Origin of the sequence: Thermus igniterrae ATCC 700962 (assembly GCF_000376265.1) — a bacterium.
GTDB lineage: Bacteria > Deinococcota > Deinococci > Deinococcales > Thermaceae > Thermus > Thermus igniterrae.
In genome coordinates, this window is the sequence record NZ_AQWU01000067.1 from 58,342 (window position 1) to 79,900 (window position 21,559).

Annotated in this window: 20 protein-coding genes and 1 tRNA gene; 4 read left to right on the forward strand and 17 right to left on the reverse strand. The window is 69.7% G+C overall.

What is annotated here, in order from left to right:
* Window positions 1-13 precede the first annotated feature (13 nt).
* Entirely contained in the window at window positions 14-343 is a 330-nt protein-coding gene (locus B128_RS0108550) for a tRNA-binding protein (RefSeq protein ID WP_018111859.1), read from the forward strand.
* On the opposite strand, the gene B128_RS0108555 is transcribed toward B128_RS0108550, so the two are convergent.
* A complete protein-coding gene (locus B128_RS0108555) occupies window positions 340-1,380 on the reverse strand; it encodes an SIS domain-containing protein (protein ID WP_018111860.1) in 1,041 nt (346 codons plus the stop codon). The genes B128_RS0108550 and B128_RS0108555 overlap by 4 nt on opposite strands.
* A 49-nt stretch (window positions 1,381-1,429) precedes the next feature.
* Between B128_RS0108555 and uvrA the strand changes: the two genes are divergently transcribed.
* On the forward strand, window positions 1,430-4,288 hold the full coding sequence (gene uvrA, locus B128_RS0108560; RefSeq protein ID WP_018111861.1) for an excinuclease ABC subunit UvrA: 2,859 nt from the start codon (window positions 1,430-1,432) through the stop codon (window positions 4,286-4,288).
* Here the strand turns inward: uvrA and B128_RS0108565 are convergent.
* The 4 genes from B128_RS0108565 to B128_RS0108580 are packed head-to-tail and all read right to left on the reverse strand — an operon-like array spanning window position 4,285 to window position 8,045.
* Complete coding sequence (locus B128_RS0108565) at window positions 4,285-4,905, reverse strand: TetR/AcrR family transcriptional regulator (RefSeq protein WP_018111862.1); 621 nt, start codon at window positions 4,903-4,905, stop codon at window positions 4,285-4,287. The two genes, uvrA and B128_RS0108565, sit on opposite strands and share 4 nt — an antisense overlap.
* A 25-nt stretch (window positions 4,906-4,930) precedes the next feature.
* Window positions 4,931-5,425, reverse strand: a complete 495-nt coding sequence (locus B128_RS0108570; protein WP_018111863.1) for a type 1 glutamine amidotransferase family protein — start codon at window positions 5,423-5,425, stop codon at window positions 4,931-4,933.
* A 9-nt stretch (window positions 5,426-5,434) separates the two neighbouring features.
* Entirely contained in the window at window positions 5,435-7,144 is a 1,710-nt protein-coding gene (locus B128_RS0108575; protein WP_018111864.1) for an FAD-dependent oxidoreductase, read from the reverse strand.
* 46 nt (window positions 7,145-7,190) lie between these two features.
* Complete coding sequence (locus B128_RS0108580) at window positions 7,191-8,045, reverse strand: NAD(P)H-dependent flavin oxidoreductase (protein ID WP_018111865.1); 855 nt, start codon at window positions 8,043-8,045, stop codon at window positions 7,191-7,193.
* A gap of 36 nt (window positions 8,046-8,081) precedes the next feature.
* Between B128_RS0108580 and B128_RS0108585 the strand changes: the two genes are divergently transcribed.
* Entirely contained in the window at window positions 8,082-9,254 is a 1,173-nt protein-coding gene (locus B128_RS0108585) for an MFS transporter (protein WP_018111866.1), read from the forward strand.
* Here B128_RS0108585 and B128_RS0108590 read toward each other — a convergent pair.
* The 5 genes from B128_RS0108590 to B128_RS0108610 are packed head-to-tail and all read right to left on the reverse strand — an operon-like array spanning window position 9,216 to window position 14,707.
* Window positions 9,216-10,637 carry a glycosyltransferase family 2 protein gene (locus B128_RS0108590; RefSeq protein WP_018111867.1) on the reverse strand — a complete coding sequence of 474 codons (1,422 nt, stop codon included), beginning with the start codon at window positions 10,635-10,637 and terminating at the stop codon, window positions 9,216-9,218. The two genes, B128_RS0108585 and B128_RS0108590, sit on opposite strands and share 39 nt — an antisense overlap.
* The gene (locus B128_RS13380) at window positions 10,634-11,773 is read right to left on the reverse strand and encodes a HEAT repeat domain-containing protein (RefSeq protein ID WP_018111868.1); all 1,140 of its coding nucleotides are present in this window, start codon (window positions 11,771-11,773) and stop codon (window positions 10,634-10,636) included. Before B128_RS13380 ends, B128_RS0108590 begins: the two co-directional genes overlap by 4 nt.
* Entirely contained in the window at window positions 11,757-12,116 is a 360-nt protein-coding gene (locus B128_RS0108600) for a response regulator transcription factor (protein ID WP_040683605.1), read from the reverse strand. The genes B128_RS13380 and B128_RS0108600 overlap by 17 nt, the downstream gene beginning before the upstream one ends.
* 55 nt (window positions 12,117-12,171) lie before the next feature.
* A complete protein-coding gene (locus tag B128_RS13385) occupies window positions 12,172-14,346 on the reverse strand; it encodes an ATP-binding protein (RefSeq protein ID WP_018111870.1) in 2,175 nt (724 codons plus the stop codon).
* Window positions 14,347-14,389: 43 nt separating this feature from the next.
* Entirely contained in the window at window positions 14,390-14,707 is a 318-nt protein-coding gene (locus B128_RS0108610; protein ID WP_018111871.1) for a cupin domain-containing protein, read from the reverse strand.
* Window positions 14,708-14,762: 55 nt separating this feature from the next.
* Here B128_RS0108610 and B128_RS0108615 point away from each other — a divergent pair.
* A tRNA-Pro gene (locus B128_RS0108615) sits at window positions 14,763-14,839 on the forward strand.
* A gap of 42 nt (window positions 14,840-14,881) precedes the next feature.
* Here B128_RS0108615 and fba read toward each other — a convergent pair.
* The 7 genes from fba to glpX are packed head-to-tail and all read right to left on the reverse strand — an operon-like array spanning window position 14,882 to window position 21,233.
* A complete protein-coding gene (gene fba, locus B128_RS0108620) occupies window positions 14,882-15,805 on the reverse strand; it encodes a class II fructose-1,6-bisphosphate aldolase (RefSeq protein ID WP_018111872.1) in 924 nt (307 codons plus the stop codon).
* The gene (gene rpe / locus B128_RS0108625; RefSeq protein ID WP_018111873.1) at window positions 15,786-16,454 is read right to left on the reverse strand and encodes a ribulose-phosphate 3-epimerase; all 669 of its coding nucleotides are present in this window, start codon (window positions 16,452-16,454) and stop codon (window positions 15,786-15,788) included. The genes fba and rpe overlap by 20 nt, the downstream gene beginning before the upstream one ends.
* A gap of 8 nt (window positions 16,455-16,462) precedes the next feature.
* Window positions 16,463-17,428 (reverse strand): phosphoribulokinase, encoded by a 966-nt coding sequence (locus B128_RS0108630; protein ID WP_026175140.1) that lies wholly within the window; start codon window positions 17,426-17,428, stop codon window positions 16,463-16,465.
* The gene (locus B128_RS0108635) at window positions 17,418-18,305 is read right to left on the reverse strand and encodes an AAA family ATPase (RefSeq protein ID WP_018111875.1); all 888 of its coding nucleotides are present in this window, start codon (window positions 18,303-18,305) and stop codon (window positions 17,418-17,420) included. Before B128_RS0108635 ends, B128_RS0108630 begins: the two co-directional genes overlap by 11 nt.
* A 57-nt stretch (window positions 18,306-18,362) precedes the next feature.
* On the reverse strand, window positions 18,363-18,791 hold the full coding sequence (locus tag B128_RS0108640; RefSeq protein ID WP_018111876.1) for a ribulose bisphosphate carboxylase small subunit: 429 nt from the start codon (window positions 18,789-18,791) through the stop codon (window positions 18,363-18,365).
* A 13-nt stretch (window positions 18,792-18,804) separates the two neighbouring features.
* On the reverse strand, window positions 18,805-20,250 hold the full coding sequence (locus B128_RS0108645) for a form I ribulose bisphosphate carboxylase large subunit (RefSeq protein WP_018111877.1): 1,446 nt from the start codon (window positions 20,248-20,250) through the stop codon (window positions 18,805-18,807).
* Window positions 20,251-20,261: 11 nt separating this feature from the next.
* On the reverse strand, window positions 20,262-21,233 hold the full coding sequence (gene glpX, locus B128_RS0108650; RefSeq protein WP_018111878.1) for a class II fructose-bisphosphatase: 972 nt from the start codon (window positions 21,231-21,233) through the stop codon (window positions 20,262-20,264).
* Window positions 21,234-21,559: the final 326 nt, after the last annotated feature.

The window sequence follows — 21,559 nt, forward strand, 5'->3', positions numbered from 1 at the left end:
CTAGAATCGGGCCATGGAAGCGCTGGAGGCCTTCCAGACCCTGGACCTCAGGGTGGGGCGGGTCCTCAGGGCCGAGCCCCACGAAAAGGCCCGCAAGCCCAGCTACAAGCTCTGGATAGACCTGGGCCCCTTGGGGGTGCGCACCAGCTCAGCCCAGATCACCCACCTCTACCGCCCAGAGGACCTGGTGGGCCGGCTGGTGGTCTGCGCCGTCAACCTGGGCACCCGTTTCATCGCCGGCTTCCCCTCGGAGGTCCTGGTCCTGGGGGCCCGGGACGGGGAGGGGCGGGTGGTCCTCCTCACCCCGGAAAGGGAGGTGCCTCCAGGGGAAAGGGTGTTCTAGCGGGTGCGGGTCACCTTGGCCAGGTGGCGGGGCCGGTCGGGGTCCAGGCCCCGGGCCCGGGCCAGGGCCTCGGCCTGGGGGTAGAAGGCCTGGGCCAGGAGGAGGGGGGTGAGCTCCGGCCCCAGGGCCAGGGGCACCCGCAGGGGGGTATCCGCCAGGGCCAGGGCGTCGGGCTCCGGGGAGAGGAGGAGGAGGTGGGCCCCCTGGGCCTTCAGCCCCTCCAGGGTGGCCATGAGGCTTTCCCAGGCCTCATCCCTCTGCACCAGGGCCAAGACGGGAAACCCTTCCCCTAGAAGGGCCTTGGGGCCGTGGTGGACCTCGGCGGCGGATAGCCCCTCCGCGGGAAGGGCGGCCACCTCCTTGAGCTTGAGGGCGGCCTCGAGGGCCACGGGATGGGTGAAGCCCCGCCCCAGGACCAAAGCCCCCTCGGCCTCCTCCAGGTAGCCCAGGTCCCCCTCTGCCTCCAGGACCCGGGCCAGGGCCTCGGGGAGAAGGGGGAGGGCCTCCCTGAGGCGGGCCTCCTCCCAGAGGTGGGCCACCAGGTGGGCGGTGGCGGCCAGCATGGCCAGGAAGCTCTTGGTGGCAGGCACCGCTCGCTCCTCCCCTGCGTGGAGGGGCAGGACCACCTCCGCGGCCCGGGCCAGGGGGGAGTCCTCCCGGTTCACCAGGGCCACGGTAAGGACCCCCCGGCGGCGGTGGGCCTGGACCACCTCCAGCACGTCCGGGCTCTCCCCGCTTTGGCTGTAGGCCAGGAGAAGACCGGGAAGGGGCACCCGGGGGTGGGCGCGGTAGAGGGTGAGCACGGAAGGGGCCACGGGGGCCACCGGCCAGAGGAGGCGGGCCTCCAGGAGGTACTTGGCGAAAAGGGCGGCGTGGTCCGAGCTCCCCCGGGCCACGGTAAGGGCCAGGGCGGGGGGCCTGCGCCTGAGGAAGGCGGCCAGGCTCCGCACCTCGCCCTCGTTCTCCCGCAGGAGCCGTTCCACCACCTGGGGGGCTTCCTGGGCCTCGAGGCGCATGCGGGACACCACGGGGTCCATTCTACCGGCACCCTGGTCCCTCCCCGGAAGGGGTGGTATACTTCCACGGATGGACCGCATCGTCATCCGGGGCGCGAGGGAGCACAACCTCAAGAACATCAGCCTGGAGCTCCCGCGGGGCAAGTTCATCGTCATCACCGGGGTTTCGGGCTCGGGCAAGAGCACCCTGGCCTTTGACACCATCTACGCGGAGGGGCAGCGGCGCTACGTGGAAAGCCTCTCCAGCTACGCCCGCCAGTTCCTGGGGGTGATGGACAAGCCCGAGGTGGAAAGCATTGAGGGCCTCTCCCCTGCCATCTCCATTGACCAGAAGACCACCAGCCACAACCCCCGCTCCACCGTGGGCACGGTCACCGAGATCCACGACTACCTGCGCCTCCTCTTCGCCCGGGTGGGCACCGCCTACTGCCCCGAGTGCGGCCGTCCCATTGAGAAGCAGTCCGCCAGCGAGATCACCGACCGCCTCCTGGCCAAGCCCGCGGGCACCCGGGCCATCCTCATGGCCCCCCTGGTGCGGGGCAGGAAGGGGGAGTACCGCAAGCTCTTCGCCCAGCTCATGAAGGAGGGGTATGCCCGGGTGCGGGTGGACGGGGTCATCTACCTCCTGGAGGAGGCCCAGGGGCTCAACCTGGAGAAGTACGAGAAGCACGACATTGACCTGGTCATTGACCGGGTGGTGCTGAAGGAGGAGGAACGCCCCCGCATCGCCGAGGCGGTGGAGCTGGCCCTTTTGCGGGGGGAGGGGCTCATGCGGGTCCTCTACCCGGATGCGGGGGAGGAGGAACTCTTCTCCGAGAAGTTCGCCTGCCCCGAGCACGGAAGCGTCCTGGAGGAGCTGGAACCCCGCATCTTCTCCTTCAACGCCCCCTACGGGGCCTGCCCCGCCTGCTCGGGCCTGGGCTACAAGCAGGAGTTTGACCCGGAGCTCATCGTGAACCCCGAGCTCTCCCTGGCCGAGGGGGCCATCCTCCCCTGGGCCCGGGGGCGGGACACGGGGCGGAGCTACCTCTGGGACCGGCTCAGGGCCCTGGCCGAGCACCTGGGCTTTGACCTCAAGACCCCCTTCAAGGACCTGCCGGAAGCGGCCAGGCAGGCGGTGCTCTACGGCCTTCCCGAGCCCTTTGAGGTGGTCTTCCGCCGCGGGGGCAAGGAGACCTTCCGGGTGGAGGTGCACTACGAGGGGGTGATCCCCTGGCTCAGCAAGCGCTACCAGGAGGCGGAGTCCGAGGGGGTAAGGGAGGTGCTGGAGGGCTTCATGGCCCTCAAGCCCTGCCCCGCCTGCGGGGGAAGCCGCTACAAGAAGGAGGTGCTCTCCGTAAAGGTGGCGGGCAAGAACATCGCCGAGGTCTCCGCCCTGCCCGTGCGGGAGGCCCTGGCCTTCTTCCAGGGCCTGGAAGCCGAGCTCTCCCCCTTCCAGGCCCAGATCGCCCGCCCCATCCTGCGGGAGATCGTGGAGCGGCTGGGCTTTCTGGTGGGGGTGGGCCTGGACTACCTGACCCTGGACCGGGCGGCCAACACCCTCTCCGGGGGCGAGGCCCAGCGCATCCGCCTGGCCACCCAGGTGGGTAGCGGCCTCACCGGGGTGCTCTACGTGCTGGACGAGCCCTCCATCGGCCTCCATCCCCGGGACAACCAGCGGCTCATCGCCACCCTGAAGCGCCTCCAGAGCCTGGGCAACACCCTCCTGGTGGTGGAGCACGACGAGGAGACCATGCGGGCCGCGGACTGGATCGTGGACATGGGCCCGGGAGCCGGCATCCACGGGGGGGAGGTGGTGGCGGAAGGCCCCCTCGAGGCCATCCTGCAAAACCCCAGGAGCCTCACCGGGGCCTACCTCCGGGGGGAAAAGCGCATCCCCGTACCCCGGGAGCGCCGCAAGGGGAATGGCAAGTGGCTCGTCCTGCGGGGGGCGCGGGCCCACAACCTGAAAAACGTCACCCTGCGGATTCCCCTGGGGCGCTTCGTGGCCATCACCGGCCCCTCGGGCTCGGGCAAGAGCACCCTGATCCACGACGTCCTCTACGCCGCCCTGGCCCAGAGGCTCATGCGGGCCAAGACCACCCCGGGGGCCTTTGACGCCCTGGAGGGGCTGGAACACCTGGACAAGGTGATTGAGATTGACCAGTCCCCCATCGGCCGCACCCCCCGCTCCAACCCCGCCACCTACACCGGCATCTTTGACGAGATCCGCGACCTCTTCGCCAAGACCCCCGAGGCCAGGAAGCGGGGGTATGGCCCGGGCCGCTTCTCCTTCAACGTGAAGGGGGGGCGGTGCGAGGCCTGCGGGGGGGACGGCACGGTGAAGATTGAGATGCTCTTCCTGCCCGACCTCTACGTGCCCTGCGAGGTGTGCAAGGGCAAGCGCTACAACAAGGAGACCCTGGAGGTGAAGCTAAGGGGCAAGAGCATCGCCGACGTCCTGGACATGACCGCTGAGGAGGCCCTGGACTTCTTCCAGAACATTCCCACCATCGCCCGCAAGCTCCAGCTCATGGTGGACGTGGGCCTGGGCTACATGCGCCTGGGCCAGCCCTCCCCCACCCTCTCGGGGGGTGAGGCCCAGCGCATCAAGCTGGCCACGGAGCTGGGCCGCAAGGCCACGGGCCGCACCCTCTACATCCTGGACGAGCCCACCACGGGCCTGCACTTTGAGGACGTGGCCAAGCTTCTGGACGTCCTCCACCGCCTGGTGGACGCAGGCAACACCGTGGTGGTCATTGAGCACAACCTGGACGTGGTGAAGACCGCGGACTGGGTGATTGACCTGGGGCCCGAGGGCGGGGACCGGGGCGGGGAGATCGTGGCCGAGGGGACCCCGGAGGCCGTGGCCCTCACGGGAAGCCCCACCGGGGTCTTCCTGGCCCGCATCCCCGAGATCGCGGAAAGGCTGAAGGTGGCCGCCGACTAGGCCTTGGCCTTCTTGGGGCTTTTCTCCCGGGCCAGCACGCCCTCCAGGGCCAGGGAGAGAAACTTGTCCAGCTCCTCCCCCAGGTCCCGCCTGGGGGTGTAGGCGGCCCAGCGCAGGGCGGCCAGGAAGTAGAGGTCGGCCAGGGTGCGCCCCATGCGCTCCAGGGAGAGGTCCTGGCGCACCACCCCCTTTTCCTTCAGGGGCCGGAGGACCTCGGCGATCAGGTCCCCCAGGGGCAGGGCCTCAAAGGCCGCCTTGGCCCGGATGGGGTCGGGGTTCAGGAGCTCGTAGAGGAGGGGCAGGACCAGGGCCTTCTCCTCCTTGGTGAACTGGGCCAGCTCCCCAAAAAGAAAATGGAGCACCTGCAGGGGGTCCTGCCCCTGGGCCAAGCGCTTGCGCACCTCTTCCCGGAGGCGGGAGAGGAGGAGGCTGCCGTAGTCCAGGAGCACCGCCTCCTTGTAGGGGAAGTAGTTGAAGAAGGTGCCCCGGGAAACGTGGGCCGCCTTGGCGATGTCCGTGGCGGTGGTCTCCTGGAAACCCCGCTCGCGGAAGAGGCTCATGGCCGCCTGGAAGATCCGCTCCCGGCGGCGCTTCTTCTGGTACTCCCGGACGGTCATGGAAACAGTGTACGCTGGTACAAACTCAGAGCACAACCGCTTTATGGGCCCAGTCCCCCAGGGCCGGGAGGAGGGCCAGGCCCCCTGAGGTGGCATAGACCTTGCCCTCCCGGTGGAAGGGGGCCTCCAGGACCTCGTAGCCCCGCTCCCGCAGGCGGAGGGCCACCTCCCTCGAGGCGGCCACCCTGGGGGGGAGCCTGCCCGCCTCCGCCAGGAAGAGGTGGGCGTTATGGCCCAGGAAGACCGCCTCCAGCCCCTCCCAGACCTCCGCCAAAAAGGCCAGGTGGGCGGGGTCTTGGGCCGGGCGCTCGGGCCGCCTGGCCCCGGGGATGAGGAGGGCCTTGGGGGGCGGGGCGGCGGGGAAGGCGTAGGTGGGGGTCCAGACGGAGCCCGCCAGGGCCGGGGTGCCCTTGCGCCCCTTGGCCACGGTGTAGGCGGGAAGCCCTAAACGCCGGGCCACCTCCAGGGCCAAGGCCGCCTCCAGCTCGGAGAACTCGGGGAGAAGCCAGACCGCAAGCACCCTAGGCCATTATGGCAGAAGGCGGTAGAGCAAAAGGGCCGCCTCTCCCCGGCTCACCACCTCCGCCCCCGTGGTCCTGGCCTCCCCCAGGGCCAGGAGGACCTGGTTCAAGGTGGCGCGGCGCAGGGGGCGCTGAAGCTCCTCCCGGTAAAGCTCCCGGGCCTTAAGGACCACGCGCAGGCGCTCCTCAGGCCCCTTGGCCCGGTGGTAGTGCTCCAGGTTGGCCAGGAAGTCCCCCAGGAGGATGGGCTCGGAAAGCCCCAAGGAGCCCTTCAGGTAGTAGGGCCCGGCGAAGAGGCCCCGTCGCAAGAGGCCCACCGCCTCCCGGTAGCCAGGCTTGTCCGCCTCCACCACCCCCTTCTCCGGGGAGGAGAGCCGCGCCCCCCGCTCCAGAAGGCGCCGGCGCAGGGCCTCCACGCCCGAAGGGCTTAGGGCCAGCTGGTGGAAGTCGGCCAGGGGTGCCTTGAGGAGGCCCGCCTGCGGGGCCTTGCGCAGAAGGGCGGCCGCCACCCCCGCCGCCTCCCCCAGGGCCATCTGCAGGGGGGCCACCCGGGCGGAGAAGGCGGCGGCGCTGTCAAACCCCGCGGCCTGGGAGACCACCAGGAGGTTTTTCAGCTCCCGGGGCACCAGGGTGCGGAAGGGGACCCCGTAGGGGGCTGGAGTACCCAGGAGGTAGGGCGTCTCCCCGGGGTAGTAGGCCTGGCCGTCCAGGGGATAGCCCCCCAGGGCTACGGCATCGGGGAAGGTGCGGCCTAGGAGCACCTCCTCCGCCCGCAGGCGGTAGAGGGCCTTCAGGTGGCGGCTTTCCCGGACGTAGAGGGCCGGGGCCACCCCGCTCAAGCGGGCGGTGCCGAAGACCAGGGGGTCTTTCTCCCGCAGGAAGGCCACCACCCGCAGGGCCTCCTGGGCGGCCTCGGCCCGGGCCCGCTCCAGGCTCAGGGGGTCCGCCCCCTCCACGCTGAAGAGGAGGAGGGCGTTCACCAGGAGGCTGCCGTCGTCCTGGCGGGCCAGGTTCAGGCCCCTCAGGGCGTAGCGGGCCGGGTCGGAGGGAGAATAGCCCCGCACCAGCTCCCCAAAGCCCCAGCCGCTACGGCCCCAGGCCCCGGCCCCCGTGCGCCGCACCTGGCCCTCGTAGTTGAGGGAGAGGAAGACTGCCCCCCAGGGGACGCCCTCGAGGCGGAAGACCAGGGTGGCGGCCATGCTCCGCCCGTCCAGCCCGGTGTCCTCCCGGCCCAGGGTGAAGGAGGCCCCGGCGCGGAAGGCCAGCTCGGCGGTGTCCGTGGCGTCCAGGAAGTAGGGAGCCTGGTAGGCCCCCTGGGGGGTGGAAAGAAGGGCCAGGCGGCCCTCCGCCAGCTCCAGGCGGTCCAGGGGCTCCTCCAGGCGCACCTCCACCCCCGCTTCCCGGAGCATGGCCCAGAGGGCCTCCTCCGCCTGCCTCACGTCAAAGGAGGGGTCCTGGCCCAACCGGCGGTAGAACTCCCGGAAAAGCCCCCCCTGGAGGAGGCCCTCCCGGTCCTTGGCCACGTCCAGGGTGGCCAGCCAGCCCTGGGTGAGGACCCCCCCTACCCCCTGGCCGGGTTCCAGGAGGAGGACCTTCAACCCCTCCTGGGCCGCCGCCACCGCCGCCGCCACCCCCTGGGGGGTGGCCCCATAGACCACCAGGTCGTGCTGGGCCCAGGCGAGCCCAAGAGCGAGGAAAAGCGCAAGAAGCCTAGCCATAGGCAAGGAAAACCCCGGGCAGCCCCGGGGGCCCTTCCAGGATACCCTAGGGGAGCTGGGCCTTGGCCTCCTGGTACTCCGCCACCAGGCGGGCCACCACCTCCTTGGCCGAGGGAACCTCCCGGATGAAGGCCACCCCGTGGCCCGCAGAGTAGACCTCCTTCCAGGCCTTGCCGCCCCCCTCCCGGAAGCGCTCCAGGGACTCCCGGAGGAAGTTGGCCGGCACCCCGGTGACCTCGGGGGTGTACTGGATGTCCTCGGGGGTGGCCCGGAGGAGGGCCTCCTTGTACTCCAGGGGGGCCTCCGACTCCAGGGTGGCGATGAAGCGGGTGCCGATATAGGCCCCGTCCCCCAGGGCCAAGGCCGCCAGGAGCTGCCTGCCCGTGGCGATGCCCCCGGCGATGAGCACCGGCACCCCCAGCTCCTCCCTAAGCCAGGGCCCGAGGACGAAGGGGCTTATGCCCCCCGCATGCCCCCCGGCCCCCGCGGCCACGGCCACCAGGGCATCGGCCCCGGCCTCCACCGCCTTCCTGGCGTGCCGCAGGCCCACCACATCGCACCAGACCACGCCGCCATAGGCCTTGACCCGCTCCACCACCCGGGTGGGGTCCCCCAGGGAGGTAACCACCAGGGGCACCCGGCGCTCGGCCACCGCCTGGAGGTCCTCCTCGAGGCGGGGGTTGTCCTTGAGGATCAGGTTCACCCCAAAAGGCAGCCCCCCGGGAAAGTGCTCCAGGAACTCGCGGAAGGCGGCGTGGGTGCGGAAGTTGAGGCTAGGGATGACCCCGATGGCCCCGGCCTCGGCCACCGCCTGCAACAGCCTGGCCCCGGAAACGAGGAACATGGGAGCGGCCACGATGGGGTAGCGGATCCCCAGCATCCTGGTGATGGCGGTCTCCATGGGGGGAATTTTACCGGGTTCAAGGATAATCAGGGGGTGGAACCGGAGCGCTCCCTAAGGCTTTCCATCTGGGAAGGGACCCTGGCCATCCTCTTCATCAACTGGAGCACCGGGGTAATCCTCACGGGCTACGCCCTGGCCCTGGGGGCCTCCCCAGAGGCCCTGGCCCTCCTGGGGGCCCTGCCCTTTTTGGCCCAGCTCACCGCCCCCCTGGCCCTGGCCCTAAGGGGAAGCCGCAAGGCCCTGGTGGTGCGCCTCAACCTCCTGGCCCGCCTCCTCTTCCTGCCCGCCGTCCTGGCCGCCTTCCTGCCCGAAGGGCTGAGGGTCCCGGGCCTTCTCCTCTTCGCCGGCCTTTCCCAGCTCCTGGCTGCCCCCGTGGGGGTGCTCTGGCTCTCCTGGATGGCCGACCTGGTGGCCGAGGAGAGGCGGGGGCGCTACTTCGGCTTCCGCAACGCCCTCTTGGGCCTGGTGGGCACCCTGGGGAACCTCCTGGGGGGTGTGGTGGCCGACGGCCTGCCTCCCCCTCTCGGCTACCAGGCGGTCCTCCTCCTTGGGGTGGCCGCGGGCCTCCTCTCCGTGGTCCTCCTCCGCCTGCAGGCCGAGCCCAAGGAGCCGCCCCCGCCCCCCATAGGGGAGGTCCTGGCCGTGGCCTGGCGCGACCGCCCCTACCGCCGCTACCTGGGCCTGGTCCTCCTCTGGTACGGGGCGGTGATGGTGGGAGGCCCCTTCGTCATCCCCTACTTCGTGCGGGTGGGGGGGTTCTCCATGACCGAGGTGGGCCTCTGGACGGTGGTCTCCGCCCTGGCAGGGCTGGTCTTCGGGCCCCTTTGGGGCCGGGTGGCCGACCGGGAGGGGCACGGGGTGGTCCTCTTCCGCGCTGGGCTGGTGGCGGCCCTCATGCCCGGGCTTTGGCTCGTGGGAAGTGCCGCCTTTCCCTGGCCCATCTGGCTCTCCGCCGTGGCCGATGCCCTGGCCTGGAGCGGTCTGGGCACCGCCCTGGTCAACGCCGCCTTAGCCCAGGCCCCCAAGGAGGCCAGGAACGGCTACCTGGCGCTTTTCTGGCTGGCCCTGGGCCTAGGGGGCATAGGGGGAAGCCTGGTGGCGGGGGCGGTGGCGGGGCTTGGGCTTGGGCCGAGCCCCTACCACCTGCCCATCCTCCTCTCCCTGGGGCTAAGGCTCCTGGTGGTCCTGCGCCTGCGCCGACCCTAACCCCTGGCGCCGCATCTCCCCCCAGACGCCCCGCTTGCGCCACACCTGGAAGGTGGCCAAAAAGCGCTCCAGGGCCAAAAGCTGCCGGTAGCCCAAGGCCTCGAGGAAGGCCAAAAGGAGGAGGACCACCCGGTCCCCAAGCCGGGGGTAGCGCTTGAGGAGGAGGGTCTCCATGCCCACGGCCAGCTGGGAGAGGAGGACCCCATACCCCACGGCCAGGAGGAGGAAGAGGAGGGCAAACTCCTGGTTGAAGAGCCCAAGGAGGTAGAAGACGGGCATGAGGAGGTAGCCCAGGACCTCCACCACCGGGGCCAGGGCCTCAAAGAGGAGGAAGTAGGGCATGGCCAGGAGGCCGAGGCGCCCGTACCGGGGATTGAAGAGCATGGCCCGGTGGCGCCACAGGACCTCCCAAAGCCCCCGGTGCCAGCGGTTGCGCTGCCGGCGCAGGGTGGTCCAGTCGGCGGGCACCTCGGTGTAGCAGATGGGGTCGGGGGTGTAGAGGATGCGGTAGGAACGCCCTGCCTCCCGGGCCCGGCGGTGCAGGCGCACCACCAGCTCCATGTCCTCCCCCACGGTGTCCGTGCGGTACCCCCCCACCCGGAGGACCTCCTCCCGGCGGAAAAGCCCGAAGGCCCCGGAGATGATGAGCAGGGCCCCCATGGCGCTCCAGCCGGCACGCCCCATGAAAAAGGCCCGGGCGTACTCTATGATCTGCATCTTTTCCAAAAAGCCTTGGGGTAGGCGCAGGGCTTCCACCACCCCTTCCCGCACCACCGCCCCGTTCAGGGGCCTTATGGTGCCCCCCACGGCCAGCACCCGCTCGTCCTCCAGGAAGAGACGGCTCGCCCGGAGGAGGGCCTGGGCGTCCAGGAGGCTGTCCGCGTCCACGGCGCAGAAAAGGGGGTAGCGGGCCAGGTTGAGCCCGGCGTTCAGGGCATCGGCCTTGCCCCCGTTCTCCTTGTCCACCACCAGCAGGTTGGGGTGGACCAGGGAGCGGTAGAGGGCGCGGATGGGCCGGGTGGGCAGGGCCCGGCGGAAGACCAGGTCCACCTCCACCAGGCGGAAGGCCTCCTTGAGCACCTCCAGGGTGCGGTCCTTGGGCCCATCCGCCACCACGATCACCTCAAACTCCGGGTAGTGCAGGGACAAAAAGGAGCGCACCGAGGCGGCAATGGTCTTCTCCTCGTTGTAGGTGGGGACCAGGATGGAAACGGGCAGGTAGGCCTCCCGCTCCAGGAGGTCCTTGAGGGAGAGCTCGGAAAGCTCCCGGGCATACCGGGCCACCATGCGCAGGCCGAAGAGGGCAAAAACGGCGTAGAGGAGGTTCAAAAAGGCGAAGTACCAGAGGACCGCCACCTGGTAGAGGAAGAAGAGAAGCCTCATGCCGCCTCCTTCAGGACCTGCTCCGCCATGGCCCGGCCGTAGGGGTCGGGATGCCTCTGGGCCGCCCGTTGCAAAAGCTCAGGGTCCAGAAGCCTGAGGCCTTCCGCCGCCGCCCGGCGCACGTAAAAGGAGGGGTCGCCCAGGGCCTTCCACAGGGCCTGGCGGGCCAGGTCGTTTTGGAGGAGGGCAAGAAGCCTGGCGGCGTGGACCCGGAGGAACTCCCGCTCGTCCTTGAGGGCGGCCAGCAGGGTCTCCTCGTACCCCTTCGGGGGGTAGCCCAGGCGCAAAAGGGCCCGCAGGGCCGCCGCCAGAAGCTCGGGGTCCCGGGCCTCCAGGAAGGGGAGGACCTGGGGGGCCAGAGCCTCCAGCTTGAGCCGGCCGATGGCCTCCAGGGCCGCCCAGCGCTCTTCTTCCGTGCCCTGGCGCAGGAGGGCCTCAACCACGGGGGGGGCGCGGTGCTCCAGGAGGAGGAGGACCTCCAGCAGGGCGCCCCGGGGAAGGGCGGCCCGGAGGAGGGCCTCGGCCAGGCGCAAGACCCCCTCCCCCTGGGCCACGCGGGCCCCGGCCCGCGCCGCCGCCAGGCGCAGGACCGGGTCGGGGTGTTCCAGGTAGGGGAGGATGAGGCCCAGGGTCTCGGGGAGCCGGGCCTGGGCCAGGGCCTCCAGGGCCTCGAGGCGGGCAGGACGCGAGGCCAGACGGCCCCTGAGCACCCTCCCCCAGGGGGGCCTGGCCTGGCGGATCCAGTCGGCCAGGCGCTCGGCGAACTCCCCGGAGAGCATCTCGCGTAGGGAGAGGAGGGCCTCCAGGGCCGGCCGGGGCCAGGGGGGCGGGGGGAGGGCCGCCTCCCCAAACAGGGCCTGGGTGAAGCGGGAAAGCCAGTCCTCGTAGGCCTGGCGCTCCTGGGACTCCCTGGCCTGGGTGTAGCCGTGGTAGAGGAGGATGTAGGCGGAAAGCAGGGCCAGGGCCACCCCGGTGAGGAGGAGGGCCTCCAGCAGGACCCGCTGGGCCAGGGGGTAGCCCCAAAGGTTCCAAAGCCGCCCGGAAAAGACGAGGACCAGTCCCCCCAGGGCCACGGCCTCCAGGGCCACCACCAGGAAGACCAAAAGGGCGTAAAGGCGCTCACCGCGCCGCCACATACCGCTCCAGCCGGCTTAGGAGCTCCCCGGGGCTGAAGGGCTTGGTGAGGTACTCCTGGGCCCCCAGGGCCAGGGCCTCGGCCACGCTCCTCTCCTGCTTGAGGCCGGAGAGGACCAGCACCGGGGTGGACTTCCTCAGCTCCTGGCGCAGGTGGCGGAGGAGCTCGAGGCCAGAACCCCCGGGCAGGTTCAGGTCCAGGACGATGGCGTCCCACTCCTGGGACAGGTGGGCTTTGGCCGAGGAAAAGTCCTTGGCCAGGTGGGGCTCGTGGCCCGAGCGCCTCAGGGCCACCTCCAGCACCTTGGCCACGGCGGGATCGTCCTCAATCACCAGGATCCGCACGGGGAACCCCCACACCCCCAAGCTAGCAAGCCCGTGTGAAAAGGCAAAGAAAACCTCAGGGCGAGGGGAAGTTTTGCCTCAGGAAGGCGGCCACCTCGGGGTCGGGGTTCTGCCGGAGCTCCGCCTGCAAAAGCCCCCGGGCCTCCTCCCGCCTTCCCTGCTCCAGGAGGGCCTTGGCCAGGGTGAAGCGGGCCAGGGGATAGCGGGGGTCCAGGGCCAGGACCTGCCGGGCCAGGAGTTCAGCCTCCCTGGCACGGCCCAGGGCCAGGGCCACCTCCGCCAGGCCCCAGCGGGCATCCAGGTTGCCCGGCTCCGCCGCCAGCACCTGGCGGTAGCTGGCCTCAGCCTCGGCATACCTGGTGAGGTGGTAAAGGAGCCGGGCATAGCGCACCCGGACATCGGGGCTATCCAGAAGGGCCAGGGAGCGCTCAAAAAGGGGCTTGGCCTCCCCGTGGCGGCCCTGGAGGTAAAGGGCGAAGGCCAGCTCCCCCAGGGCCTCGGCGTCGTCGGGGAAGGCGGCCACCGCCCGGCGCAAGAAGGCCTCGGCCCCAGCCGGGTCCTGGGGAAGCCGCCGCCTGCCCTGGTGGAAACTCCTGCGCTCACGAAAGGGGACGGCCTCCGAGGGGTAGCCCTCGAGGCCCGCCTCGTCCAGGGCAAAGGCCCGCACCTGGCTTTCGCGGTCCCCCTGGGGGAGGTAGCGTAGGGCGTTTCCCTCCACCCGGGCGGAGAGGACCACGGCCTCCCCGCTCCGCACCTCCACCCGGAAGCCCTTGGCCCCTTCAGGCCCCAGGAGGCGGAAGACCACCTCCCCTTCCGGCCCGGGGACCGGACGCACCAGGGGGGCGGGAAGGAGTTTCCGCCGCACCCCGGTCCCCAGCAGAGCACCCTCCCCCGCGGGCAGGGTCTCCTGCCCCAGGGCCACCCGGCCCCGGTAGAGGGAAAGGCGGGCTCCCTCCTCCCGGGAAAGGCGCAGGTGGGTTCCCGTGGGCCGCACCTCCCCTTCCGGGGTGGAGAGGGCCAGGGGCACCGGGGCCTCGCGCACCGCCTCCACCCCGCCCCCTTCCAGGACAAGCCGCACCCTTTCCCCCCCACCCCAAAGGCTCCGCCAGCGCCGGGCCTCCCCCCGGGCCTCGGGGGAGAAGGCGAGCTCCAGCCCGCCCAGGCGCACCACCTCCCCCGCGGGCACCTCCCCGAAGGCCTTGGAGCCCAGGGGGGCGGGGAAAAGGGGAAGCCGGGCCAGGGCGATGAGGGCCAGGAGCAGGAGGAGGAGCCGGCCCACCGGGGCCCGCTGCCCGGGCCGGGGCCGGGGCAGGAGGAGGAAGAAGGTGCTCCCCCGGCCCGGGCGGCTCTTGAGGCGCACCTCACCCCCGTGGGCCTCGAGGACCCGCTTCACCAGGGCCAGGCCCAGGCCCGTCCCCTCCACCTCCCCTCGGGTGGAGGCCCGGTAAAAGGGCTCAAACACCTGTGCCTGCTCCTCCTGGGGGATGCCGGGACCGGTGTCGGCCACGGCGATGCCGTAGCGCTCCCGCCCCAGGAGGAGCCGTAGGGCCACCCGCCCCCCTTCCGGGGTGTACTTCACCGCGTTGTTCACCACGTTGAGTACCGCCTGGTAGAGCCACTCCCGGTCGCCGTACACCCAAGCCTCCCCCCTGGGCAGGGTGAGGCGCAGGCGCAGCCGCTTCCTGCGGGCCAGGGGGCGCACCTCCTCCGCCACCCGCAGGAGGAGGTCCTTGAGGTCCACCCGCTCCCCCTTGAGGCGCACCCCCTGGCCCAGGCTGAGGTACTCCTGGGCCTTTTGCAAAAGGTCCCGGATGCGCCCTGCGCTCCGCTCGGCGATGGAGAGGAGCTCCTTGGCCTCCTCGGGAAGCCCCTCGGTCTCCAGGGTGAGCTCCAGGGCCCCCAGGACGCTCATCAGGGGGTTCTTGATCTCGTGGAGGAGGAGGCGAAGGAGCCTTGCCGTCTCGTCCTGGGCCCTGAGGAGCGCAAGCTCCCGCTCCCGCAACTCCAGCACCTGGCGGAACACCCCCAGGAGGAGGACCAGGGCCTCCTGAAGTTCCCGGGAAGGGGGCGGCCCTTCCCAGTACAGGGCCAACTCCCCCTCCTCCCAGAGCTTCGTCCCCCGCACGGGGCCCTCGGGCAGAACCTCCCCGCGGAACACCAGGCGCACGGGGTAGCGGCGGAGGACCTCCGCCAGGAAGCCAAGGTCCCCGGGAGGACGGGCCTGGGTCATCCCTCTAAGCCTAAGGCCTGGGTTTCAAAGGGCCGTGAAAGCCCTAGGGCTTAGGGGCCATGACCACCAGGAGGAGGGCGGGGCTTGCCGCCTCGTTGCGCACCCCGTGGGGCTCCCCCGCCCGGGCCAGGGCCGCCATTCCCGGGGCCAGAAGGGCCTCCTCCTCGCCCACCTGCACCACCACCTCCCCCTCCAGCACGTAGTACACCTTGTCCGATCCCGGGTGGGCGTGCACCTTCTGGGCCTGGCCCGGCAGGAGGGCATAGAGGTCAAAGAACATGCGCTCCGACTCAAAGACGGGGATCTTGGCCGGCTTCTCCGGGCCATAGCGCACCAGGCTCTTGAGGTCGCGAACCTCCATGCCCGAAGTGTACTTGACGAAGGCCCTGGAGGCGACTAGACTAACCTTTGCGCGCCGGGGAGTAGCGCAGCCTGGTAGCGCACACGCTTGGGGTGCGTGTGGTCGTCGGTTCAAATCCGGCCTCCCCGACCAAAAATCCCCCCGCCTCCTGGCGGGGGGTCAGGCTTTTGGGCCTCACGCCCGGCCCACGGTGCCCATGAGGGCAAACTTTTCCCGGATCACCTGCTTCAGATAGTCCCGGCCCTTGCCGAGGATCTTGCGGGGGTCAAACTCCTTGGGGTTTTGCGTCACCACCTCGCGGATGCCCAGGGTCATGGCCAGGCGCAGGTCGGTGTCAATGTTGATCTTGGCGATGCCGTTGGGAATGGCCCTGCGGATGTCCTCGTCGTGGATGCCCGTGGCCTCCTTGAGCTGGGCCCCGGTGGCCAGGAGCCCCTCCTTGAGCCAAGCGGGCACCCCGCTAGCCCCGTGGAGGACCAGGGGGATGGGGACCCGCCGGCTGATCTCCTCCAGGCGCCTGTGGTCAATGTAGGGGCGGCCCTTGCCCTTGTAGGCCCCGTGGCTGGTGCCGATGGCGATGGCCAGGTAGTCTATGCCGGTCTCCGCCACGAAGCGCTCCGCCTCCTCGGGGTCGGTGAGGAAGGCCTCGGCCTCGGAGACCTGGATGTTGTCCTCAATGCCCTGAAGGCGCCCAAGCTCCGCCTCCACGCTCACCCCCACGGCGTGGGCCGCCTCCACCACCTTTTTGGTCTCGGCCACGTTCTCGGCAAAGGGGTGGTGGCTGGCGTCAATCATCACGCTGGTGAAGCCCGCCCTCAGGGCCTGCATCACCATCCGGAAGTCGGCCCCGTGGTCCAGGTGGAGGACCACGGGCACCCGGGTGCGGCTGGCCATGTCCTTTACCAGGTTGGCCAGGTTCTCCATGCCCGCATACTTCCTGGCCCCATCGGAGACCTGGATGAAGACCGGGGCCCGGAGCTCCTCGGCCACCTCGAGGATGGCCTGGGTGATCTCCAGGTTGTTGGTGTTGAAGCTGGGAACGGCGTACCCTTCCCGCCTGGCCTTGTCCAAAACCTCCTTACCCACCACCAAGGGCATACAGGACCTCCTTCAGCTCTTTAAGGTTTTCCGCCACGGGGCGCCGGTTGAAGAGGGCGCTGCCCGCCACGGCCACATCGGCGCCCGCCCGGTAGACCTCGGCCACGGTATCCTTGTTCACCCCCCCGTCCACCTGGATGAGGCAGGCAGGGTTCAGGCGGTCCCGCATCTCCTTAAGCCGGCGAAGCCTTCCCGTGGAGGCGGGGATGTAGCGCTGCCCCCCAAACCCCGGGTTCACGCTCATGAGGAGGGCCAGGTCCAGCTCGGGAAGAAGGGGCTCAAAGGCCTCCAGGGGGGTGGCGGGGTTGACGGCCAGCCCCGCCCGCTTGCCCAGCTCCTTCACCCGCTGCACCGCCCGGTGGGCGTGGGGGGTGGCCTCCACGTGAATGGTGATGTAGTCCGCTCCAGCCCGGGCGAAGTCCTCCAGGTAGCGTTCGGGCTGGACGATCATGAGGTGCACGTCCAGGGGCAAGGTGGTCACCCGGCGCACCGCCTCCACCAGGAGGGGGCCAAAGGTGAGATTGGGGACGAAGACCCCGTCCATCACGTCCAGGTGGATCCAGTCCACCCCCGCCGCCTCCGCCTCCTCTATCTGCTCCTTGAGCCTGGCCAGGTCTGCCGTGAGAATGGAGGGCGCGAACTTCAGCATCCTTCCCCCTAGGCCACCCGCAGGTGCCCCCGCTCGATGGCCAGCTCCCGCATCTTAACCAGGTAGTAGGCGATGATGAGCTGGGTCAGGGCCAGGGGGTAGCTCTGCCCGGCGCGGTCCCAGAAGGTGCCCACCAGGCTGGGGTCAAAGTGCACGGCATGGGGGCCTAGGTGCTCCCAGATGATGCGCTCAAAGGCCTGGGCCCGCTCCGGGGTCACGTTGCCGGTGATGTCCAGGACATCGGCCTCCTTGCGGGCCTCGAGGCGGATCAGGGCCTCGTCCTCGTAGGCGGAGTGGAGGACCTCGGAGAGGTCCAGCCGGGGCAGGGTGTGCTTGAGGGCAATGCGCACGTTGAGGGTGCTGGGGTTGGCGGGCTCGTAGCCCGGGGGGCGGTAGAAGCGCACGATGATGTCGGCATGCTCCTTCTGGGGCCAGATGAAGGCCCGGGAGTCGGGCATGCGCCTTTCGATGTCCGCCAGGACCTCCTCCGGGGTGTACCCCCGCTTGGCCACGTCCCGCTTCACCTTCCACTCCCGCCTGAGCTCCTCCTCGGGGTCCAGGTAGACGGTGAGGTGGTAGCGGCCCCGAAGGGCGGGGGAGAAGAGGGTGAGGAGGCCCTCGAGGACCACCACCCGGGGAATCAGGCGGCCCTCCTCCTCCACCGCCCGGGGGGCGGGCACGTAGACCGGGGGGTCAAAGGTGCCCGTGGTGTGGTTGTACACGGGCTTCAGGATGGGCTCCCCCTCGGCCAGGAGGCGCACGTGCTGCTCCATGATGTCCATGTAGTTGCACTCCGGGTTCAGGGGGGTGATGTTGAGCTCCTTGCGCTGCTTGCGGTCGTACTTGTGGTAGTCGTCCACGCAGATGCTGGTGGTGCGGTCCACCCCCAGGAGGCGGGCGATCCCTTGGGAGATGGTAGTCTTCCCCGCCCCCGAGTCCCCGGCGATGCCCAGCATGAAGGGTCTATGGGGCATCCTCCTCCTCCTTCTGGAAGACCGAGCTTCCGTAAATGTCCTCGGCGGCGATGGTCATGAGCTCCTCCGGGGTCACGGGCCCCGCCTTCTGGTACAGGCGGTAGGCCTGGCGGAGCTTGAAGCGGTCCAGGGCGTTGCGCACGCTGCGGGCGTAGGCGAAGTTGGGCAGGCGGGCGCGGCGCTCCAGGTACTCGCGGAAGGCCACCTCGGCCTCGGGGGCCAGGCGGTAGCCCTGGCGCTCCAGCATGAGCTTGCCGATCTCGTAGAGCTCCTCCAGGGAGTACGGGGGAAACTCAATGTGGTGGGCGATGCGGGAGCGCATACCTGGATTGAGGGCGAAGAAGGCCTCCATGCGGTCCTTGTACCCCGCCAGGATGACCACCAGGTCCTCCCGCTGGTTCTCCATGACCTGGAGGAGGATCTCAATGGTTTCCTGGCCGTAGTCCCGCTCGTTCTCCGCCCGGTAGAGGCTGTAGGCCTCGTCAATGAAGAGCACGCCCCCCATGGCCCGCTTCAGTACCTCCTTGGTCTTGGGGGCGGTGTGGCCGATGTACTGGCCCACCAGGTCGTCGCGGGTGGCCACCACCAGGTGGTCGCGGCGGATGTAGCCCAGCCTGTGCAGGATGGTGGCCATGCGCAGGGCCACGGTGGTCTTGCCCGTGCCCGGGGGGCCCACGAAGGCCATGTGCAGGGTGGGCCGGTCGGCGCTCAGGCCCAGCTCCCGCCTCAGACGGTCCACGGAGAGGTAGGCGGCGATCTCGCGGATGCGCTGCTTGACGGGCTTGAGGCCGATGAGCTCCCGCTCCAGCCCCTCCAGGACCCCTTCGATCTCGGGGTTCTTCACCACCGCCAGGTTTTCGTGCTTGGCCTCTGGCATACCCCTCCTTGGGGGAGAAGGGGCCCCGGTGGGGACCGGGACCCCGGAAACCGGTTCTCACTCGTCCTTGTACCGCTCGCCGGCAGGCCGCATGGTCACGTAGGGCTCCAGGGTGTACTTGAGCCGGCGGCCATCGGAGTAGAGCTGGCGGTGGAGGCGGAAGCCGGGCTCGTTCTTGGGCCGGTGGGCGATGAAGGAGACCCGCTGGGCCTGCCACATGGGGGAGGGGTCGTAGCCATTCACCTTGATGTAGTGGTTGGGGAAGGCCTCGCGGCACTTCTGGAACTCGTACATGGCCGCCGCGGGGTCCTCCAGGTCAAACATGGGCAGGCCCCACATGTTCCAGTAGACGTTGTAGGGGCTGGGGTCATCGGTGTACTCAATGGAGACTGCCCAGCCGTTCCTGATGATGTAGGCAATCTGGGCCCGGATCTCCTCGTCCGTCAGGTCGGGCAGGTAGGAAAAGGTGCCTTGGGTGATCCGCATGGTCCTCCCTCCTTCAGCTCGGGGTGGGCAGCACGTCCGGGGTGTCCGTGGAGGCGAAGTCAAAGGTGACGCTACCCCAGGTATCCAGGGCCGCGGCCAAGGCGGGGGAGTGCTGGGCCGCCTTCCTGAGGATTTCCGGGCCCTCTGCCAGGATGTCCCGCCCCTCGTTGCGGGCCTTGACCATGGCCTCGAGGGCCACCCGGTTGGCCGTGGCCCCCGCCTGGATGCCCATGGGGTGGCCGATGGTGCCGCCCCCGAACTGCAAGACCACGTCGTCCCCGAAGAGGGAGAGGAGCAGGTGCATCTGCCCGGCATGGATGCCCCCGGAGGCCACGGGCATCACCGCGGGCAAGTAGGCCCAGTCCTGGTCAAAGAAGATGCCCTTGACCGGGTCCGCCCTCACGTACTGCTCCCGCAGGATATCGTAATAGCCCCGGGTGAGGTTGGGGTCCCCCTCCAGCTTGCCCACCACGGTGCCCGCGTGGATGTGGTCCACCCCCAGCATGCGCATCCACTTGGCCAGCACCCGGAAGCTGATGCCGTGGTTCTTCTGCCGGGTAAAGGTAGCGTGGCTGGCCCGGTGCAGGTGGAGGATCATGCCGTTTTTGTGGCACCAGTTGGAGACGGACTGCAAGGCGGTGTAGCCCATGGTGAGGTCCACCATGACGATGATGGAGCCGATCTCCTTGGCGAACTCCAGGCGCTCGTAGACGTCCTCCATGGTGGCCGCGGTGACGTTCATGTAGTGGCCCTTGCGCTCCCCCGTGGCCTCCTCGGCCTTCATCACCGCCTCCTGGGCGTAGAGGTAGCGGTCGCGCCAGCGCATGAAGGGCTGGGAGTTGATGTTCTCGTCGTCCTTGGTGAAGTCCAGGCCCCCGGCCAGGGCCTCGTAGACCACCCGGCCGTAGTTGCGCCCGGAAAGCCCCAGCTTGGGCTTCACCGTGGCCCCCAGGAGGGGACGGCCGTACTTGTTCAGCATGTCCCGCTCCACGGGGATGCCGTGGGGCGCCCCCTTGAAGGTCTTGAGGTAGGCCACGGGGATGCGCAGGTCCTCCAAGCGCAACGCCCTCACGGCCTTGAAGCCGAAGACGTTGCCGATGATGGAGGAGGTCATGTTGGCAATGGACCCCTCCTCAAAGAGGGCCAGGTCGTAGGCAATCCAGGCGAAGTACTGCTCGGGGTTGCCCGGCACCGGCTCCACCCGGAAGGCCTTGGCCCGGTAGCGGTCCAGGTAGGTGAGGCGGTCGGTCCAGACCACGGTCCAGGTGGCCGTGGAGGACTCCCCCGCCACCGCCGCCGCCGCCTCCTCGGGCTCAATGCCCGGCTGGGGGGTGATGCGGAAGAGGGCGATGGTGTCCGTGTCCTTGGGCTCGTAGTCGGGGTCCCAGTAGCCCATCTGCTTGTACTCCAGCACCCCCGCCTTGCTGTACTTACCCTTGCCTGCGTACTGCGTTGCCATCCCTCACCTCCTCAGTAAGCCACGGGGCTGATGCCCCGGAGCTTCTCCAAACGGTGCCAGGCCTCCACCTTGCGCAGGGTGCGGGTGGCCCCGCGGATGACCAGGCTCTGCGTCCAGGCCCGCTCCCCGTAGCGCACCCCCCTGAGGAAGGGCCCGTCGGTGATGCCGGTGGCGGCGAAGTGGGTGTCCTCGGCGGCGCAAAGCTCCTCCAGGGTGTAGACCCTCTCCAGGTCATAGCCCGCGTGGACCAGGTTCCAGCGCTCCTCCTCGCTCTGGGGGTCCAGGCGCATCTGCATCCCACCCCCCAGGGCCCGCACGGCCACGGCGGCGATCACCCCCTCCGGGGTCCCCCCCGTGCCCATGAGGACGTCTATGCCCGTGTCCGGCAGGACGGCGGCTAGGGCTCCGCCCACGTCCCCATCGGTCTGCAGGCTGATGCGGGCCCCGGCCAGGCGGATCTCCTCAATGAGGCGGGCGTGGCGGGGTTTGTCCAGGACGAAGACCGTGAGCTCCCGCACGGACTTTCTCAGGGCCCGGGCGATCTCCTTGAGGTTCTCCGCCACCGAGGCTCTGAGGTCTATGGCCTGCCGGGCCTCCGGGCCCACCACCAGCTTGGCGGCGTAGAAGCCGGGCCCCGGGTTGAAGAGGGCCCCCTCGGGGGCGGCGGCGATGACGCTTACGGCCCCGTAGCGCCCCAGGGCCAGAAGCCTGGTGCCCTCCACCGGGTCCACCGCCAGGTCCCAGAGGGGGCCCTCCCCCTGGCCCAGGACCTCCCCGTTGTAGAGCATGGGGGCCTGGTCCTTCTCCCCTTCCCCGATGACCACCCGCCCCCGGAAGTCCAGGCTGTTGAGGAGGAGGCGCATGGCCTCCACCGCCGCCCGGTCGCCCCCCTCCTTGTCCCCCCGGCCCACGAAGCGGGCGGAGGCCAAGGCCGCGGCCTCCGTGGCCCGCATCAGGTCCAGGCCGAGGTTGCGCGTGGGCATAGCCATGGGCTTACCTTAGGGGGGTGGTTTTATTATTGCAATCATATGTATCGCCCCCCCTTTCGGATATTCAATGCATACCCCCTTGACAAGCCAAAGGAAAAGGGGGCGCTTGGTGAGCTGTGGAAGAACACCAGACGCCCCCTTCCATCCTNCCCCTGTCCCTGGAGGAACTGGTCCCCCTGCTCCAGGCATGGCTCCAAGCCCGCTTGCCAGAAGGGGAGAGAAAACCCGGCAGGCCCAGGACCTTCTCCGACCTCAGCCTCTTTCTCTTCCACCTGGTCCGCGCCCTCCTGGGCTTCTCCAGCGAACGCATGCGCCGGGAA

Bases quoted from the DNA above. Each gene is read 5' to 3' on its own strand.
- B128_RS0108610 (WP_018111871.1), bottom strand. From the start codon at position 14,707: ATGGAGGTTCGCGACCTCAAGAGCCTGGTGCGCTATGGCCCGGAGAAG.
- uvrA (WP_018111861.1), top strand. From the start codon at position 1,430: ATGGACCGCATCGTCATCCGGGGCGCGAGGGAGCACAACCTCAAGAAC.
- B128_RS0108635 (WP_018111875.1), bottom strand. From the start codon at position 18,305: ATGCCAGAGGCCAAGCACGAAAACCTGGCGGTGGTGAAGAACCCCGAG.
- B128_RS13380 (WP_018111868.1), bottom strand. From the start codon at position 11,773: ATGTGGCGGCGCGGTGAGCGCCTTTACGCCCTTTTGGTCTTCCTGGTG.
- B128_RS0108575 (WP_018111864.1), bottom strand. From the start codon at position 7,144: ATGGCTAGGCTTCTTGCGCTTTTCCTCGCTCTTGGGCTCGCCTGGGCC.
- glpX (WP_018111878.1), bottom strand. From the start codon at position 21,233: ATGCCCACGCGCAACCTCGGCCTGGACCTGATGCGGGCCACGGAGGCC.
- B128_RS0108565 (WP_018111862.1), bottom strand. From the start codon at position 4,905: ATGACCGTCCGGGAGTACCAGAAGAAGCGCCGCCGGGAGCGGATCTTC.
- B128_RS0108645 (WP_018111877.1), bottom strand. From the start codon at position 20,250: ATGGCAACGCAGTACGCAGGCAAGGGTAAGTACAGCAAGGCGGGGGTG.
- B128_RS0108590 (WP_018111867.1), bottom strand. From the start codon at position 10,637: ATGAGGCTTCTCTTCTTCCTCTACCAGGTGGCGGTCCTCTGGTACTTC.
- B128_RS0108630 (WP_026175140.1), bottom strand. From the start codon at position 17,428: ATGCCCCATAGACCCTTCATGCTGGGCATCGCCGGGGACTCGGGGGCG.
- rpe (WP_018111873.1), bottom strand. From the start codon at position 16,454: ATGCTGAAGTTCGCGCCCTCCATTCTCACGGCAGACCTGGCCAGGCTC.
- fba (WP_018111872.1), bottom strand. From the start codon at position 15,805: ATGCCCTTGGTGGTGGGTAAGGAGGTTTTGGACAAGGCCAGGCGGGAA.
- B128_RS0108580 (WP_018111865.1), bottom strand. From the start codon at position 8,045: ATGGAGACCGCCATCACCAGGATGCTGGGGATCCGCTACCCCATCGTG.
- B128_RS0108555 (WP_018111860.1), bottom strand. From the start codon at position 1,380: ATGGACCCCGTGGTGTCCCGCATGCGCCTCGAGGCCCAGGAAGCCCCC.
- B128_RS0108550 (WP_018111859.1), top strand. From the start codon at position 14: ATGGAAGCGCTGGAGGCCTTCCAGACCCTGGACCTCAGGGTGGGGCGG.
- B128_RS0108640 (WP_018111876.1), bottom strand. From the start codon at position 18,791: ATGCGGATCACCCAAGGCACCTTTTCCTACCTGCCCGACCTGACGGAC.
- B128_RS13385 (WP_018111870.1), bottom strand. From the start codon at position 14,346: ATGACCCAGGCCCGTCCTCCCGGGGACCTTGGCTTCCTGGCGGAGGTC.